This window comes from Paraburkholderia silvatlantica (genome assembly GCF_003096715.1).
Classification (GTDB): Bacteria; Pseudomonadota; Gammaproteobacteria; order Burkholderiales; family Burkholderiaceae; genus Paraburkholderia; species Paraburkholderia silvatlantica.
The window spans coordinates 156,761-174,187 of sequence record NZ_QEOL01000014.1; the positions used below are offsets into that span (position 1 = coordinate 156,761).

General features: G+C 66.3%; 18 protein-coding genes. 14 read left to right on the forward strand and 4 right to left on the reverse strand.

What is annotated here, in order from left to right; all coding sequences use genetic code 11:
- Positions 1-355 precede the first annotated feature (355 nt).
- The 9 genes from C7411_RS19770 (at position 356) to C7411_RS19810 (ending at position 9,255) form a co-directional block, all read left to right on the forward strand.
- Positions 356-898, forward strand: a complete 543-nt coding sequence (locus C7411_RS19770; protein WP_110387417.1) for a hypothetical protein — start codon at positions 356-358, stop codon at positions 896-898.
- A 120-nt stretch (positions 899-1,018) separates the two neighbouring features.
- The gene (locus C7411_RS19775) at positions 1,019-1,519 is read left to right on the forward strand and encodes a hypothetical protein (protein ID WP_181431388.1); all 501 of its coding nucleotides are present in this window, start codon (positions 1,019-1,021) and stop codon (positions 1,517-1,519) included.
- On the forward strand, positions 1,516-2,169 hold the full coding sequence (locus C7411_RS19780) for a hypothetical protein (RefSeq protein ID WP_243413245.1): 654 nt from the start codon (positions 1,516-1,518) through the stop codon (positions 2,167-2,169). The genes C7411_RS19775 and C7411_RS19780 overlap by 4 nt, the downstream gene beginning before the upstream one ends.
- A gap of 27 nt (positions 2,170-2,196) precedes the next feature.
- Entirely contained in the window at positions 2,197-3,774 is a 1,578-nt protein-coding gene (locus C7411_RS19785) for a cell wall anchor protein (RefSeq protein ID WP_110387419.1), read from the forward strand.
- Between the two features lie 116 nt (positions 3,775-3,890).
- Entirely contained in the window at positions 3,891-4,613 is a 723-nt protein-coding gene (locus tag C7411_RS19790; RefSeq protein ID WP_181431389.1) for a C39 family peptidase, read from the forward strand.
- Positions 4,614-4,626: 13 nt separating this feature from the next.
- Complete coding sequence (locus C7411_RS19795) at positions 4,627-5,472, forward strand: peptidase C39 (RefSeq protein WP_110387421.1); 846 nt, start codon at positions 4,627-4,629, stop codon at positions 5,470-5,472.
- A 151-nt stretch (positions 5,473-5,623) separates the two neighbouring features.
- Positions 5,624-7,117, forward strand: a complete 1,494-nt coding sequence (locus C7411_RS19800) for a hypothetical protein (protein ID WP_373682691.1) — start codon at positions 5,624-5,626, stop codon at positions 7,115-7,117.
- Between the two features lie 16 nt (positions 7,118-7,133).
- Entirely contained in the window at positions 7,134-8,660 is a 1,527-nt protein-coding gene (locus C7411_RS19805) for a sigma-54-dependent transcriptional regulator (RefSeq protein ID WP_243413246.1), read from the forward strand.
- Positions 8,661-8,757: 97 nt separating this feature from the next.
- A complete protein-coding gene (locus C7411_RS19810; RefSeq protein WP_110387424.1) occupies positions 8,758-9,255 on the forward strand; it encodes a dihydrofolate reductase in 498 nt (165 codons plus the stop codon).
- A 12-nt stretch (positions 9,256-9,267) separates the two neighbouring features.
- Here the strand turns inward: C7411_RS19810 and pmbA are convergent, their stop codons facing one another.
- The gene (pmbA, locus tag C7411_RS19815; protein WP_110387425.1) at positions 9,268-10,638 is read right to left on the reverse strand and encodes a metalloprotease PmbA; all 1,371 of its coding nucleotides are present in this window, start codon (positions 10,636-10,638) and stop codon (positions 9,268-9,270) included.
- Between the two features lie 286 nt (positions 10,639-10,924).
- Between pmbA and yjgA the strand changes: the two genes are divergently transcribed.
- Both yjgA and mog read left to right on the forward strand, forming a co-directional pair.
- Positions 10,925-11,539, forward strand: coding sequence for a ribosome biogenesis factor YjgA (gene yjgA / locus C7411_RS19820; protein WP_221206927.1), 615 nt, complete (start codon positions 10,925-10,927; stop codon positions 11,537-11,539).
- A complete protein-coding gene (mog, locus tag C7411_RS19825; protein ID WP_110387426.1) occupies positions 11,526-12,161 on the forward strand; it encodes a molybdopterin adenylyltransferase in 636 nt (211 codons plus the stop codon). The genes yjgA and mog overlap by 14 nt, the downstream gene beginning before the upstream one ends.
- Before the next feature lie 64 nt (positions 12,162-12,225).
- On the opposite strand, the gene orn is transcribed toward mog, so the two are convergent.
- Positions 12,226-12,855 (reverse strand): oligoribonuclease, encoded by a 630-nt coding sequence (gene orn, locus C7411_RS19830; protein WP_110387427.1) that lies wholly within the window; start codon positions 12,853-12,855, stop codon positions 12,226-12,228.
- Positions 12,856-12,967: 112 nt separating this feature from the next.
- Between orn and C7411_RS19835 the strand changes: the two genes are divergently transcribed.
- The 3 genes from C7411_RS19835 to C7411_RS19845 are packed head-to-tail and all read left to right on the forward strand — an operon-like array spanning position 12,968 to position 15,530.
- Entirely contained in the window at positions 12,968-14,245 is a 1,278-nt protein-coding gene (locus C7411_RS19835; protein WP_110387428.1) for a M48 family metallopeptidase, read from the forward strand.
- A complete protein-coding gene (gene rsgA / locus C7411_RS19840; protein ID WP_110387429.1) occupies positions 14,242-15,183 on the forward strand; it encodes a ribosome small subunit-dependent GTPase A in 942 nt (313 codons plus the stop codon). Before C7411_RS19835 ends, rsgA begins: the two co-directional genes overlap by 4 nt.
- Positions 15,184-15,206: 23 nt before the next feature.
- Positions 15,207-15,530 (forward strand): putative signal transducing protein, encoded by a 324-nt coding sequence (locus tag C7411_RS19845; RefSeq protein ID WP_110387430.1) that lies wholly within the window; start codon positions 15,207-15,209, stop codon positions 15,528-15,530.
- A gap of 80 nt (positions 15,531-15,610) precedes the next feature.
- Here the strand turns inward: C7411_RS19845 and C7411_RS19850 are convergent, their stop codons facing one another.
- Positions 15,611-16,549, reverse strand: coding sequence for a CobD/CbiB family protein (locus tag C7411_RS19850; RefSeq protein ID WP_110387431.1), 939 nt, complete (start codon positions 16,547-16,549; stop codon positions 15,611-15,613).
- Between the two features lie 150 nt (positions 16,550-16,699).
- Positions 16,700-17,422 (reverse strand): CoA pyrophosphatase, encoded by a 723-nt coding sequence (locus C7411_RS19855; RefSeq protein ID WP_110387432.1) that lies wholly within the window; start codon positions 17,420-17,422, stop codon positions 16,700-16,702.
- Positions 17,423-17,427 lie beyond the last annotated feature (5 nt).

Genomic DNA, 17,427 nt, shown 5'->3' on the forward strand with positions numbered 1-17,427 from the left:
GGCATTTTCTGAAGCTTACTATAGCCTCGTGGCACTTGGATAGAATTTATGCAACAGGAATGGATAAGGGACCGATGGAAATGTTTCCATCAGTTTGCCGGTATTTTGTCAGTGCAGAAATAATTACGGATGTTTCCTTTCTCTCAATCGTTAAGCAGCCGGCGCGCAAACGTTCTCCTTTGAAACCCGTATCGCATTCCAAACGGGTTTAAACGGCCTCACGTTTCAGCGTTGAAACATTTTGGCGAATATCCGCCATTCAAAATTTGCAGGCAATAGTGCGGTTCGAAGCGTATCAATGGATTGCGGGCGATGGCACACGTTTCGCTAAATGTCTCGCACCAGGAGATACGCCATGCGACTCAACATCCAGCAGGTCCGGCGCAGTGTTATTGGCTACCGCAGTGCATGCGCCGCCATGCTCGTTCCCGCCGCCCTCCTCGTCCTCTCGCCCGGTGCTCGCGCACAGGCCGTGGACGATGCGCCTGCCGCGCCAGGCGCAGTTGCCAGCGTCGCGAACGCCGCCCCGGATGTCGTTCCTGCAACACCTGCGGCGCTCGTTCCCGCCACGTTCACAGTGAGCGCGCCGGCCGGCGATGCCCCCTCGAGCGCCGCGGACCCGGCCAGCACCATGGCTGCCGGCGCCCAAGCCCCGGCCGACCCTGTCGCCTTTGGCAACGAAGGCGTCTTCGCGGGCATCGGCTCGCTCGACGACCAGACGCTTTCACGCCAGCGCGGCGGCGCCGTCGGCATGGTGATGGTGGCCGCCACCCCGCAACTGATGCGCGGCAACAACGTGACGCTCTGGGACGAAATCGCGCCGCCCGCACCGCTGCCGATCCCCGTCGACGCCACCCAGAACGCGCAGGGCAACCTCGCGAGCTACACAAGAAAGTAACGATGAGATAGCACCCGCGCCGCTTGCCGCGCGGTGTCCTGTTCGCTGCAAACGCGCGAAGCCAGGACGAAAGGACCGGACGAGGCGCCGATGCGCCGACTCCGGCCGGAGGAGACCAGAATGGCAGTTCGCAACTCGACGCGCGGCGCAAGCCGCCGTTCGGTCCAGGCCGCCGCCGCCTTGTGCGGCCTCCTGGCCGCAAGCGTCACGGCGGGCGTGGCCGCCCAGCAGGTCACGAACCCCGGCGACATCATCGTCGAACGTGACATCACCCCGCGCAGCGCCTTCGACAACGTGCCGAAGAGTCAGGATCCCGTACTCGTGCGCGCCACGACCTTTCCCAGGAACAGCTTCGATCCGGCGATGGCGACGCTCGTCACCGACACGGATCTCACCAACGCGCACGGCTCGAGCGGCGTGAACGCGAACGGCGCATTGAGCGCGCAAACCGCCGGCGTAGAGGCGCTCACGCGCATTCTCACGGGCAGCGCGACCGGCTCGAACGTGGCGGCCGGGGCCGGCGCGAGCGCCGGCGTCGGCGCCGGCCTCGGCGGCACGATTTCCTCAACGATCACAGGCGCGCTCGCCCCGCTCACGGGCGCCATGGGAGGCATGAAATGAGGCGTTCGATCCAGACGTCACGCACGTTGCGCACGTTGCGCACGTTGCGCACGTTGCGCACGGCGCTTCCCGGCGCGCTCGCCTGCGCCGCGCTCGCCTTCGCGAGCGCGGCGCAGGCCCAGGTAAGCGTCGGCGCGACGGCAAGCATCGCCCCGGGCGCCGCCACGTCGACGACCGGCGCGCTCACGGTGAACGAGACCGCGGGTCTCGACAACGCGCAGGCCAACCAGCTGACGATCACGACCGGCAACGTGTCGATCAACGTGAACGGCGACGACCAGCTCGCCAGCGTCACGGCGCGGCTCAAAGGCGCGAGCGCGACGATAGGTGCAGGCGCTTTTGCAAACACGAACGGCGCAATGATGGTGAATCAGTCGGCGGGCGTGGGCAATGTCCAGCGCAACACTGCTCTCATCAGCAGCGGGGCGATTGGTGTAGTGGCGGTCTCGGACGGGGAACTGTCCGCGGCGGCTGCTCAAAGCGGCGGTCAGGGGCAAATGGCCCAGGCAGGGGGTATTCGTGAGGTACGCATCGACAATGCGGCATTCAGGAATGCGACGGGCCTCGTGCAGGTGAACCAGACAGCCGGCGCCGGTAATGCTACGGCAAACAGTTTTGTGCTCCGTCCCCCGGCGGGCACTCTTTTTTAACTGACCACTCAGTATCGGAGCGAAATCATGAAGCGCACCCTCATAGCAGCGGCAGTTCTTGCGTCGGCGGCTGGTTCCGCTTACGCAGCTCCATCGGCAGTACTTTTCAACACCACAGGCGTAATCGACACCGTTTTTATGGACGGCTTTGTCAGGCTGTTCGGCTGCGTCTCGGTTTCGAGCACCGCCGGCGCCGTCATCAATAACAGCCAGACGACCGGTGGCGGCACGCTCCTTCCGCAGGCACAGACGTACACGAGCGGCAACAAGACGACGACGTACAACAATTACAACCTCAGTGCGAAGGGAACGGGCACCAACACAGTCTGGCAGAACTCGAAGTCGAGTTCGTCGAGCACGTCGTCCTCGTTGAACGTCGAGGCGAGCGCGCACCAGTCCAATGCTTCGACCACGACGACCTCGTCGAACAACTCGAGCTTCGACAAGAAGTTCAACGCCGGCATCAGCGGCGAGTATTCCGTCAGCACCAACAGCGGCAATACGAGCGACTCGAAGACGTCCAGCACCTATAGCGACAAGGGCAGCGCGTCCCTCGGAACGAGCTATAGCAGCAAGGGCGACAACACGTCGACGCATTCGCAAAGCGGCAATGGCAGCCTGGACGCCAGCGCAAAGTGGTCGCATTCCGGCAACTTCAAGAACGGCTCGGCGAGCATCGACCTCAGCGGCAAGGAAAGCACGTCGCACACGACCACCAATACGCACAACAACAGCGACACGACGAATGTCAGCGCGAACTGGGACGTGAACAACGCGAAGAACACGGACAACAGCTCGTCCAATACCAGGACGGCCTATGCCAACGGCAAAGGCAGCGCCTCGGTTTCGGCCTACGCGAATGGCTCGAGTTCAGACTCGAAGAAGTCGACGAACACGTATGCGCATTCGGACAGCTCAGTGAGCGCCAACGCGAGCCTTCACGAGCATTCGTCGTCGAGAAGCTCGAGTTCGAGCAAGAGCTGGGGCTATGACGTGAACGACACGCTCAAGACCGTCGACGAGCACACGACGGGCTCCGTCACCGAACACATCAACACGCAAAAGGCGGCCACGCTCGACGCCAACACGGGCAACGGCGCGGCAACCGGCGTGACGGGCAACCTCGGCGTGAACATCGCGGAAGGCATCAACAACGCGCAAAGCAACGATGTCGCGCTCGCTTCTGTCGACATGGGCAACGTGTTCGGCAACGCGCAGATCTTCAACACGCAAGCCTCCAGCGGGAAGGCCACCGTGAAGAACTTCAATCTCAATGCGTCGGTCGGCGACGGCTCGCTCGCCAACGTGTCGGGCAACGTCGGCGTGAACGTCGCATCCGGTATCGGCAACGCGCAGAACAACAGCCTCGCCGGCTCCGTGACGACGGCAACCAAGGGGGCCTTCTCGACGGCTGCGATGGTCGCGACGGATAACAACTCGCAAAACGCCGCCATGGCGGCAACTGGCCAGTTCCAGGGTACGGCCAGCCTCGGCGCCAATACGCTCACCGGCGCGCAAGGCAACATCGGCGTGAACATTGCCGGCGGCATCGGCAACCTGCAGCACAACGGCATGGCAATCGCCGCGATGAACAACGGCCACTAGGCACGGCTGGCAGCACCGCAGGAACTGGGCTCGCCCCAGGGCAGAAAACGCAGCAAGCAACGCGCGCCGGCTGTCCCACCGCAGCCGGCGCGCATACCAGAAGGCAGGAGACCACCATGTCCGGGCCCGTATCGACCCCGGCCTCAAGGATGTTTGTCGTCGCGCTGACGCTCTCGGCCAGCGCGGCCCTTGTGCCTGCGCATGCGCAGCAGTCGACGCTCGACGCGACCCACCTCATCGGCGTGCCGGTGAAGCTTCCGGTCCACTCGATGCGGGACCTGCGCTATCGCAGCATCGTCAGCCAGCAGTACGACTACAGCTGCGGCGCCGCCGCACTCGCCACACTGCTCAAGTACGGCTACGGCATCGACATCCCCGAACCTGAGCTGATTCGCCAGATGATGGTGTTCTCCACGCCCGAGGTGGTCGTCAAGAACGGCTTCTCCATGCTCGACATGAAGAAGTTCGTCGAGACGATCGGCTTGCGCGGCCGCGGTTTTCGCGTCAACACCGACGCGCTCTACCACCTGCAGATTCCCGTGCTGGTGCTCATGAACATCGATGGCTATGAGCACTTCGTGATCGTCAAGCACGCCGAGAACGGCCGCATCTTCATTGCGGACCCCGCGCTCGGCAACCGTATCGTCGCCGAAGACGACTTCGCGAGGACGTGGAACGGCCTCGTCTTCGCGGTGCTCGGCAAACCGTTCCTGGAGGACTCTCCGCTGTTGCAGAACAACGAGTCGCTCGCGCTCAAGCTGCGCGAACAAGCCTTGCTCAACGGCACCGCGGCGACTCCCTTCTTCGAATACGGCCTCGATAAGGCCGTCATGTTCTGAAGTCCCAAGAATCATGAAACGCAACCTCTCACAGTGTGGCATCGCGGCAGCCGTCTCCGCGCTCGCCTGCGCTTTTTCGAGCGGTGCGCTAGCGGCTGAAGGCATCGGCCTGCCGCAACCGATGCCGGCGTTTCTCTCGAACGCCGACGCGCAGGCGCAAGGCATCCGCTGCGAAGCCGTCGGCGACGACGTGCTCGCGCATCAGACCGGCAAATATGCCGGCAGCGACATGATTTCCGGGTTCGTTCTGAACCTGCTTTCTCAATGGCAATTGCCAAACGGCGCGACCGCAGTCGCGCAAGGCGCGCTCGCGGTCGCCCAGAACGCGGCCAACCAGGTGAGTGCGCAGGTGAAGACGTATGCAAACGTGATCGACCCGACGCAGGGCGGGACCACGGGCGCAAATAGCGGCGCCAACCCGAACGCGACGGCCACCGGCGGCCAGAGCGTCTCGGTCAACGGCGTCTCGCAGATCACCCAGGTGGCCGGCAACGGCAATACGGGCGCCAATGCCGCAACCCTCTCCTATGACAACAACGCGCCGCAGCTCGCCAATCTGCCAGGCGCCGCCAACCAGCCGGGCGCGTCGGCATCGAACGCGACCGGCAGCATAAGAGCGGGCATCTCGTTCGGCAGTCACGGCGTCAACGTGACGCTGCAGACGCCGGCGGGCATCGCCACGCAGAACATCGTGCCGGGCAACGCGCAGCAGGCAGGCGCGATCGCCCAGCTGCTCCAGGTTGCGGGCAATAACCAGCAGGTTGCCAACCAGCTGCAACTGAGTCTGCAGACGCAGCAGATGACGTCGCGAATGATCCGGCAAACCGGCGTATTACAGGCGCTGCGCAATCTCCATTAACCGGGACGTACCACCAGGGAGACCGCCACGCGGGCGAGGACCCGCGCGAGAAGCAGGACTTTGAAGGAGGAGCATCGACGTGCGCGGGCATGGGACCTGGGGGTTCCGGTTGGCGCCCGCATTCGATCCCGGGGGAAGAACAATGAAGATGATGTCCAGGGCGGCCGCGCCCCACGTGTCGCCGGCCGCCATTCCAGCAGCGGTTTTGTTATTCGCGCTCTCGCAGTCCGCCCACGCGCAGGCGCTACAAAGCCAGTCGATCGAAGAGCGCCTGAATACGCTCATGCGCGTGGTCGACGAGCAGCAGCGGCAAATCCAGTCACTCGAGCGCCAGGTGACGAACCTCGAAATGGCGCAACGCGGCCGCGGCATGCCGGGTGCGGGCGCGCCCGGCGCCGCTTCCGACGCGGCGGTCGCGGAACAGCCGGGCGCAGACGGTCTGCCTGTGCCGCTGCCGCCGCTCGCCCAGGCGCTGCCGGGTGCGACGGCGCCCGGAGCGCTCACCGGCACGGCCACGGGCGTGCCGGTGAATCCGCCCTCGCCCGACGCGGGCGTGACCAACGGCGCGACCGGCACCTCGGCCGCGAGCGGGCCGCAGCAGGGCGCGCCCGTGGGTATCAACCCGGGCGTGAACCCCAGCAACGGCAGCCCGACTGTGGGCGAGACGCAAAAGAGCGCCGAGCCGTCCCGCACGCAAGCCGAAGAAGCGGTCGTGCAGCGCGAGCACGCGCCGCTCTTCGACCACAGGCTGACGCTGGACTGGGGCATCAGCGACAGTTACTACGATCGCCGCCAGCTGCAGCTTTCGGGCTTTCTTGCACTCGACGCGATCTTCCTCGGCAACATCAATCTGGGGCAGACCAAGTCGCACACGATCACGGCCGACCTCGATACGCGCTACGGCCTCACCGACCGCATGAGCATCGATGTGGACGTGCCTTACGTCTACCGGCACAGCACCTTCATCGTCGGCGGCGCGGGCGGCTCGGCCAGCACGCTCACGGATGCGTCGGTCAATTCGAACGCCATCGGCGACGTGAACTTCGGGATCTACTACCAGTTCCTGAAGGAAACCAGCAACATTCCGGACGTGGTCGGCAGCCTGCGCGTGAAGACGGCGACCGGCACCTCGCCGTTCGGCATCAAGGTTCAGCAGATCACGCCCGACAATACCAATCTCGTCGCCCCCAGCAAGCTGCCCACCGGCACGGGCTTCTGGAACGTGACGGCCGGCATCTCGGTGCTGAAGACCTACGACCCCGTGGTGCTGTTCGGCAGCTTCTCGTACACGTACAACATCTCGCGCTCGTTCTCCGACATCTCCTCGGTCATCGGGCAGACCGAGCCGGCCGAAGTGAAGCTCGGCGACATCATCCAGTTCGGCGGCGGCGTCGCGCTCGCCTTCTCGGACAAGGACTCGGCGAGCATCTCGTACACCATGGCCATCGAGCCGCAGTCGAAGACCAGGGCGCCAGGCGGCAGCTGGACTGGCGTGCCGGGCAGCGAGACGACGGCCTCGGTGCTCAACTTCGGCCTGAATCACGTGGTCAACAAGCACCTGACGATCAACGGCGCGGTTTCCGTCGGGCTCACGCCCGATGCACCGAACTTCGTCGTCGGCGTGCGTTTCCCCTACACCTTCTGATGACATGAGGCCGATCGTGCGCGAATCCTCCCATCTGGGCGCCACTGTGACACCGCTCGCCGGAGCCGGGCAGCGTTTCGCCGTGGGCGGGCAACCGCTTGCCGGGGATGTCCCCGACGCCGGCCGCGCGCGCGATGCGAAGCCCGAGGCGGCTATCGAGCGCACCTTGCTGTACGTCGCGCGCGCGCCCGACCCGCTGCTGTGCGCTTACCTCAAGAGCCGCGGCTGGGAAATCGCGGTCGCGCGCACGGTGCACGAGGCCTCGCGCCTCGTGAAGCCGGAGGCGGCCTATGCCGGCATCGTCGATCTCACGGGTTTCGCGCCGCGCGAGTTCGCGGGCCTCGAGACGATCCTGCGGCTGCAGCAGGTGGGATGGATCGCGCTCACCGACGATTCGCGCCTCACCGACGCCGAGGTGCGGCGCCTGATCCGCCACTACTGTTTCGACTACGTCCATGTGCCGGTCGCGCATGCGACGCTCGATTACCTCGTCGGCCACGCGTTCGGCATGGTGTCGCTGTGCGATCTCGACACGCCGGCCGCCGCCGGGAGCCCCGACGAAGACGAGATGGTCGGCACCTGCGAAGCGATGCAGCAGCTCTTTCGCACGATCCGCAAGGTGGCCAACACCGACGCCACCGTGTTCATCTCGGGCGAATCGGGCACCGGCAAGGAACTCACGGCGCTCGCGATCCACGAGCGCTCCGCGCGGCGCAAGGCGACGTTCGTGCCGATCAACTGTGGCGCGATCCCGCATCATCTTCTGCAATCCGAACTGTTCGGCTACGAGCGCGGCGCGTTCACGGGCGCGAACCAGCGCAAGATCGGGCGCGTCGAATCGGCCAACGGCGGCACGCTCTTTCTCGACGAAATCGGCGACCTGCCGATGGAAAGCCAGGCAAGCCTGCTGCGCTTTTTGCAGGAAGGCAAGATCGAACGCCTGGGCGGCCACGAGCAGATTCCCGTGGACGTGCGCATCATCTCGGCCACGCACGTCGATCTCGAGGCGGCGATGCGCGACGGACGCTTTCGCGCCGACCTCTTTCACCGCCTGTGCGTGCTGCGCGTGGACGAGCCGCCGCTGCGCGCGCGCGGCAAGGACATCGAAATTCTCGCGCACCACGTGCTGCACAAGTTCAAGCAGGACAGCGCGCGCCGCATCCGCGGCTTCACGCCCGACGCCATCGAGGCCCTGTACAACTACAACTGGCCGGGCAACGTGCGCGAGCTCATCAACCGCGTGCGCCGCGCGATCGTGATGGCCGAAAGCAAGCTGATCTCGGCGGAGGATCTCGATCTCGCGCACTTCACGGCGCAGCAGACGGTCACGCTCGCGCAGGCGCGCGAGGCCGCGGAGCGGCGAGCCATCGAGGCGGCGCTGCTGCGGCACCGGCACCGGCTCACGGAAGCCGCTGCCGATCTCGGCATCTCGCGCGTGACGCTTTACCGGCTGATGGGCACGCACGGCCTGCGAGACGAAAAAACGTTCTTCGGCGGCGAAGCGGAGAACCAGGCGGAATTGCCGCCCGACCTGCACGACTGAAACACCCGGCCCGCGTGGAGCAAGCGCGCCTGGGCGCCCGGCGCGCTCAGGTAGAATCGCTGCGAACCGCTTGCAACCTCGCACCTCTACCCTTTCGATGACGACGCTCACCCTCATCGTCGCCCGCGCCCGCAACGGCGTGATCGGCCGCGACAACGCGCTGCCCTGGCGGCTCCCCGAAGACCTCGCGTTCTTCAAGCGCACCACCATGGGCGCGCCCATCATCATGGGCCGCAAAACGCACGAGTCGATCGGCCGCGCCTTGCCGGGCCGCCGCAACATCGTCGTGACGCGCGACGCGGGCAAGCGCTTTCCCGGCTGCGACACCGCCACGAGCCTCGGCGAGGCGCTTGCGCTCGCGGCGCAGGATCAGGCGCCCACGGCGTTCCTGATCGGCGGCGCGCAGCTCTACGGCGAGGGACTCGGGCTCGCACACGAACTCGTGGTGACGGAAATCTCCGCGGACTTCGAGGGCGACGCCACCTTCCCCGCGCCCGACCCCGACGTGTGGCAGGAAACGTCGCGCGAGACGCTGCATGCGAATGCGCCGAACGACTTCGATTTCGCGTTCGTGCGCTACGTGCGGCGGGATTGATCGAAAAGGCGCTTACTGCCCCGCCACCGTCATCCTCTCGATCAGCACCGAGCCGGTCTGACGCGTGCCGCGCGCGAGCGTATCCGCGCCCACGGCGACGATGTGGTGAAACATCTCCTGCAGCGTGGAAGCCACCGTGATTTCCTCCACCGGGTACTGGATCTTGCCGTTCTCCACCCAGAAGCCCGACGCGCCGCGCGAATAGTCGCCCGTCACGAAGTTCACGCCCTGCCCCATCAGCTCGGTCAGCAACAGGCCCGTGCCGAGCTTCTTCAGCATCGCCTCGAAATCGTCTTCGGGCTTCGTGAGCGAGCTCTGGAGCTGCAGGTTGTGCGAGCCGCCGGCGTTGCCCGTGGTTTGCATGCCGAGCTTGCGCGCCGAATACGACGAAAGGAAATAGCCCTGCACGATGCCGTCCTTCACGACCTCGCGGCGCTGCGTGCGCACGCCCTCTTCGTCGAACGGCGCGCTGCCGGCCGCGCGCGGCACATGCGGATCCTCGACGATCTGGATGTGCGGCGCGAACACCGGCTTGCCCAGGCTGTCGACGAGGAACGACGTCTTGCGGTACAGCGCGCCGCCGCTCACGGCCTGCACGAATGCCCCCAGCAGGCCCGCGGCGAGCGGCGCCTCGAACAGCACCGGCACCTTGCGCGTGTCGAGGCTGCGCGCGTTCAGGCGCGAAAGCGCACGCTCGGCCGCATAGCGCCCCACGGCTTCGGGGGAGGCCAGTTCGGCCGCGCTGCGCCGCGAGGTGTACCAGTCGTCGCGCTGCATGTTGCGGCCAACGCCTGCGATGGGCGCGCACGAGATGTAGTGGCGCGAGTAGGGGTAGCCGTGCATGAAGCCGCCCGAGGTCGCGAGCACGAACTGCGAATGCTGTGCCGACACGCTCGCGCCTTCGGAGTTCTTCACGCGCGGGTCGACGGCGAAGGCCGCGTCTTCGGCGCGGCGCGCGATATCCACGGCTTCGTCGGCGGACAGATTCCACGGGTGATAGAGGTCGAGGTCGCGCGGCGCGGTTTCGAGCAGATCGCGCTCGGCGAGGCCCGCGCAGTCGTCGTCGGCGGTGAAGCGCGCGATGTTGTACGCGGCCGCCACCGTGTCCTTGAGCGCCTGCGGCGAAAAATCCGAGGTGCTTGCGTTGCCGCGCTTGTTGCCGATATAGACGGTCACGCCGACCATCTTGTCGCGGTTGTGCTCAATGGTCTCGACCTCGCCACGCCGCACCGAGACGGACAAGCCGTCGCCTTCGGAGATCTCGGTCGCGGCGTCGCTCGCGCCGAGCGCGTTGGCGTGCCGCAGGATGTCTGAGGCGATCTCCTTCAGCTCGTCCTGGGTGTGCGGGAAAAAGCGTTGCCGGGCTTCGATGTCTGCTGCCATTGTCGTTACGGTCCGGTTCTGGGCCGGTGCGGCCCGCTGATGTCGTGTTTCGCTGTGTCGCTTCGGGTGCGCTTCAGGTGCGCTTCGGGTGCTTCGGAACGCGCTGCGTCCGCGAAGCGCATCCCGCGATCATAGCAAGGTATGTGAACACGCATCGCAGGCACTTTCGTCGCCTGGGCTCCGCACCCGCTGCCGCACCAACGACCACCCGGCATCGGGCCGCCGGCGCCGCCGTCCGCCGCCTTCCAGCCCGAGCCGCACGCGCGCGCACGCTACAATACGCCCCATGAAACGCAAAACCCGCATTCAACCGATGAACGACGCCGTCGCCGACCAGGACGACAACGGCTACGATCGCCCGAGCAAATCGCAGCTCAAGCGCGACATGGAAGCGCTCCAGGAACTCGGCCAGGCCCTCGTGGAACTGCCGAGAGACGCGCTCAAGCGCATGCCGATGACCGAAGACCTCGCGGACGCCGTCCACGAGTGCCGCCGTATCACCGACCACGAAGGCCGCCGCCGCCAGCTCCAGTACGTGGGCCGCATGATGCGCGGCCTGACCGAAGCCGAAGTCGCCGCGCTGCGCACGAAGCTCGACGAGCACCGCGGGGTGAACAAGGCCGCGACGGCGCGCCTGCACTGGATCGAGCGCACGCGCGACAAGCTGCTCGCGGACGACGCCGCGCTCACCGAATTCATCCGCCAGCATCCCGCTGCCGACCCGCAGGAAGGCCGCACGCTGATCCGCAACGCGCGCCGCGAGCAGGAGCAGAGCAAGCCGCCCAGGTCCTTCCGCGAGCTGTTCCAGTGGATCAAGGACGCGAGCGCCCAGGGCGCCGACGAAAGCGAAGACCACGAAGACGGGCGTGCCGACGAGGACCGCGAAGATGACGAAGCCTGAGCGCAGCGAATCCGGCCCAATGCGTGACGAACTGGTGATCGGCCTTGTGTCGGTCAGCGATCGCGCGACGAGCGGCGTCTACGAGGACAAAGGCATTCCCTCGCTGATGGAGTGGCTCGGCAATGCGCTGAAAACGCCGTGGCGCGCCGAAACGCGCCTGATCCACGACGATGCGGCGACGATCTCCGCGACGCTCACGGCGCTCGTGGACGGCCTGCGCTGCGACCTCGTGTTGACGACGGGCGGCACCGGCCCCGCGCGCCGCGACGTGACACCCGAGGCGACGCTCGCGGTGGCGACGAAGGAAATGCCGGGCTTTGGCGAGCAGATGCGCCAGATCAGCCTGAACTTCGTGCCGACGGCGATTCTGTCCCGCCAGGTCGCCGTGATCCGCGAGAACGGCGACCACGCGGCGCTCATCATCAACCTGCCGGGGCAGCCGAAGTCGATCAGGGAAACGCTGGAAGGCTTGCGCGACGATCAGGGCGCCGTGAAGGTGCCGGGCATTTTCGCTGCGGTGCCGTACTGCATCGACCTGATCGGCGGCCCGTATATCGAAACCGATCCGGACGTCGTGCCGGCGTTCCGGCCCAAAAGCGCGCAGCGGGCGCCGCGCGCCTGACACTCGAACGTCTTCATTGATCGCGCGGCAGCGGCAGTGCCGCTGCCGCGTGTCCCGCCGGCGCTCAGAGCGCCGGACCGGCCTCGCCTGCCGCCACGTCGGGCACGATGCCCGGCGCCGGAACGAGGAAGTGCTCGCGGTAGTATTTGAGTTCGTCGATCGACTCGTGGATGTCGGCGAGCGCCGTGTGCATCGCGCGCTTCTGGAAACCCTTGTAGAGGGTCGGCTGCCAGCGTCGGCACAGTTCCTTGAGCGTGCTCACGTCGAGGTTGCGGTAGTGGAAAAAGCGCTCGAGCGTGGGCATCCAGCGCGCCATGAAGCGGCGGTCCTGGCAGATCGAGTTGCCGCACATCGGCGACTTGCCCGGCGGCACGTATTGCGAAAGGAACGCCATGATCTGCTCGGCCGCAGTTTCTTCCGTGACGGTCGAGGCGCGCACGCGCTCGGTCAGGCCCGAGCGGCCGTGCGTGTTGCGGTTCCATTCGTCCATGCGGTCGAGCACCGGCTCCGGCTGATGGATGGCCAGCACGGGGCCTTCCACGAGCTTGTCGAGCGTCGAGTTCGTCACCACCACGGCGATCTCGATGATGCGGTCGTTGTCGGGATCGAGGCCCGTCATTTCCATATCGAGCCAGATCAGGTTCATGTCGGTGCGCTCGATGAGCGGCGCGCCGGCAGCGGTAATGTCAGTCATGAAAGGCAACCTGGAGAGCGTTGGAGGCGCGGCGCGTGCGCGGCATCGACAGGATGCGATGCCCGGCCGGCGAGAACATATAATTGTCGCATAGATACCACGGACTTCCTGGATGCCTAATCTGTCCCCCTCCCCTGCGCTGTCCTTCAGCGCGCTGTTCGTCGTGGCCGTGCTCGCCATGGTCGCGACCAGGCTCTGGCTCGCGTCGCGGCAGATCCGCTTCGTGGCCGCACACCGCGGCGCGGTGCCCGCCCAGTTCACCGCCACCATCCCGCTCGCCGCGCATCAGCGAGCCGCCGACTACACGGTCGCGCGCACGCGCCTCGGCATGATCGAGATCGTGCTCGGCGCCGTGGTGCTGATCGCGCTCACGCTGCTCGGCGGCGTGCAGGCGCTCGATCTCGGCATCTCGGATGCGATCGGGCGCGACTATGTGGGCCAGATCGCGCTGATCGGAGCCGTGCTCGCCATTTCCGGTCTGGTCGAACTGCCGCTCGACTACTACCGCCAGTTCGTGGTCGAAGAGCGCTTCGGCTTCAATCGCATGACGAAGCGCATTTTCGTCATGGACCGCATCAAGGGGCTCCTGATCGGCGCCGCGTTCGGCATTCCGCTTCTCTTCGTCGTGCTCTGGCTCATGAAGCAGGCGGGCAGCCTCTGGTGGCTCTGGACGTGGGCCGTTTGGGTCGCCTTCCAGATGCTCGTGCTGGTGCTCTATCCCACCTTCATCGCGCCGCTCTTCAACAAGTTCGAGCCGCTGCGCGACGAAGCGCTGCGCTCGCGCATCGAGGCGCTCATGCAGCGCTGCGGCTTTGCGGCCAAGGGCCTGTTCGTGATGGACGGCAGCCGCCGCTCCGCACACGGCAACGCCTATTTCACGGGCTTTGGCGCGTCCAAGCGCATCGTGTTCTTCGATACGCTGCTCGCGCGCCTGTCCGGCAGCGAGATCGAGGCCGTGCTCGCGCACGAGCTGGGCCACTTCAAGCGCCGTCACGTCATCAAGCGCATGGTGGTCACGTTCGCGATCAGCCTCGCGCTGCTCGCCCTGCTCGGCTGGCTCTCGCAGCGCGTCTGGTTCTACGAGGGGCTCGGCGTGCGTCCGTCGCTGCTCGGCGGTAACGAAGGGCTCGCGCTCGTGCTGTTCTTCCTCGCCGTGCCCGTGTTCCTGTTCTTCGTCACGCCGCTTGGCAGCCTCTCCTCGCGCAAGCACGAGTTCGAGGCCGACGCCTTCGCCGCCACGCAAACGGACGCGCAGCATCTCGTCAACGCGCTCGTGAAGCTCTACGAAGACAACGCGTCGACGCTCACGCCCGACCCGCTCTATACCGCGTTCTACTACTCGCATCCGCCGGCTTCGCAGCGGATCGACCGACTGCTCGCGCACGCATGAGCCGGCGCGCAACGAAGGCCGCCGGCAATGCAAAAGCTGCGGGCGCCACGCTGCACGGCGTGGTGATCGCCGCCCACGGGCGCCACTATCTCGTCGCGCCCGACGGCGGCGGCGCGCACCTGCAATGCTTCCCCCGCGGCAAGAAGAGCGAGGTCGCGGTGGGCGACCGCGTCGAGTATCAGCCGACGTCCGCCGATCAGGGCGTGATCGTCGCGATCGGCGAGCGGCGCAACCTGCTCTACCGCTCCGACCAGTTCAAGTCGAAGCTCTTCGCGGCGAACCTCGACCAGTTGCTGATCGTGCTCGCCACGGAACCGCACTTCAGCGAGGACCTGCTCGGGCGCGCGCTCGTGGCCGCCGAGGCCAACGGCCTCAAGCCGCTCATCGTGCTCAACAAGATCGACGTAGAGGCTGCGCTGCCACTCGCGCGCCGGCGGCTCGAGCGCTATCGCGCGCTGGGCTATACGGTGCTCGAGCTTTCGGTGAAGGGCCGGCCCGAGGAGGCACGCGCGGCGCTGGCCGAGCATCTGCACGGCCATCAGACGATCCTGCTCGGCCAGTCGGGCATGGGCAAGTCGACGCTCGTGAACCTGTTGATTCCGGACGCCGAAGCGGCCACGCGCGAGATCTCGACCGCGCTCAACAGCGGCCGCCACACCACGACGTTCACGCGGCTCTACACGCTCCCCGAGGGCGGCGCGCTGATCGACTCGCCGGGCTTCCAGGAGTTCGGCCTCTATCACCTCACCGAGGGCAAGCTGGAGCGCGCGTTCCCCGAGTTCCGGCCGCTGCTCGCGCACTGCCGCTTCTACAATTGCCATCACCTGCACGAGCCGGGCTGCGCGATTCTGGAAGCCGTCGACGACGGCCGCATCGCGCCCGAGCGCCAGGCGCTCTACGCGCAGCTCATGCACGAGATCAGCCAGGTCGTGCGCTGACGCGCCGCCTGCCCCAACGCCCTATGCTCAAGCTCGTGCGCGCGCCGAATCTGCTGATCGCCCAGCACTGGATGAACATCCTCGCGACGGCGGGCGTGCCCTGCGAGCTGCACAACCGCTACCTGAGCGGCGCAATGGGCGAGATTCCGGCGGACCAGTGCGCGCCCGAACTGTGGCTCGTGGACGAGCGCGACGAAAAGCTCGCCCGGCGTTTGCTCGACGAGGCCGTGAGCGGGCCGCCGCCGGGCGCGCCCACGTGGCGCTGCGCGCGCTGTGGCGAGGTGCTCGAAGCGCAGTTCACCGTGTGCTGGAATTGCGGTCGGGATCGCGACGTGCGCGACGAGTGACGCCGGGTGCCGACCCAAACGCAAATGGGCCGCTTGAAAGCGGCCCATTTGCATGTTTACGGCTCTTGGCGCGCCAGCGCTCAAAGCCAGACGGCGATCGTCAGCATGAGCAGCAGGATCATCCACAGGATCACGGCGCGCCAGACGAGGCCCACGGCCGATTGCAGCGTGCGCGGCGTGCAGTCGTCGCCCACCGTGTACGGGCCGCCCTCGCCCGGTTGCGCGAGCGCATCGACGCTGGACTGCTCGGCCAGCGGGCCCGACAGGCGCGCGCCCAGCGCGCCGCTGCCGGTGGCGAGCAGCACGCCTTCGTTGGTGTCGGGCCACTGGTTCGTGTGGTTGCGCCAGGCGTAGATCGCATCCTCGAAGTTGCCGACGATGGCAAAGCCGAGCGACGTGAGCCGCGCCGGCACCCAATCGATCACGAAAAACACATGCTGCGCGAAGTTCGAGAACGCCTCGGTGCGATCCTCCGCCGGGCGTGCCCACTCGCGCGCGAGGTATTCGGCGATGCGGTACAGCACCGCGCCGGCGGGCCCGATCGGCACGAGAAACCAGAAGAACACGCCGAACACGTGCCGATGCGAGGCGATCACCGCGTGAATGAGCGTGTGGCGCACGATCTCGCTCACGGGCATGTCCACCGCGTCGATGCCGGTCCATTCGTGGAGGATTTCACGCGCGCGCGGCACGTCGTCGTTGTTCAGCGCGAGATGGATGTCGGTGAAATAGTGGCTGAACTGGCGAAAGCCGAGCGTGAAGTACACGACCACCACGTTCCACAGGAACGCCAGCACAAAGCTGACGTGGTACAGGACGTAGTAGACGAGCGCCGTGGCGAGCGTCCACGGCAGCACGACCACGAGCCACGCGATGAGGCCATGCTTCTGCTTGCCGGCGTCGAAGCCGTGAGCGGCCCATTCCGCATTGAGGCGCACGAGCGCCATGACCGGATTATTGGGCGAAAGCGCCCGCACCTGTTCGATGACGAGAGCCAGCAATACGGAAAAGAAGGTCATGCGACGCGCCGTGCAGATCGGGTTGCGAAAGGGGTTTGATGAAAGTGTTGCAACGATATCACAGGGCCAGATGTGCCTGACCCTCGCCGGCAATTCGGGCGGCAAACTCGCAACAGTGCGTAGTGGCGCTTGCATGCGCCGCCAGACGTGTTACGCAAGCAGGAAGCGGTAGAAGTTGCGCAGCATGCCTGCCGTCGCCCCCCAGATGAAGTGCGAGGACCCGACGCCGGAAGCGGCGACGGGTTCGGGCACATTGCGGTCCGGTGAATTCCGGTCCGGATACGGCATCGCGTAAAAGCGCCGCTCGCCGCCTTCCCAGCGGAGCACGCGCACCTGGTGATGCGCCGGGTTCATGAGAAAGCTGAGCGGCACCTCGAAGATGCTCGCCACTTCGAGCGAGTCCGCCGCGAGACTGAATGGCTCGTGCACGAGGCCGACGACGGGCGTGACCTTGAAGCCGGTGCCGGTGAGGTAGTCGGGCAACGCACCGAGCACCTCGACACGCGCGGGGTCGAGGTTCACCTCCTCTTGTGCCTCGCGCAGCGCGGCGGCGATGGGCGTAGGGTCGGAAGGTTCGCGGCTGCCGCCGGGAAAGCTCACCTGGCCCGCGTGATTGCTGAGGTTGTCGGCGCGCTGCGTGAGCAGCACGGTCAAGCCCCCCGGGCGCATCGCGATGGGCATGAGCACGGCAGCCTCGCGCGGATCGCGCATCTCGGCGAGACGCGCTTCCTGCGGTTCGGGGTCCCACGGCAGGCGCTGCTCGAAGCGTGTGCGCAAGCCGGCGGCGGTCAGGCGCTCCGCGGCGACCTGCGGAAGGTTCGCGCCCGTCGATTCGATCGGCAGGCTTTCGGGTTCAAATACTGGGCGGATCAACGGGC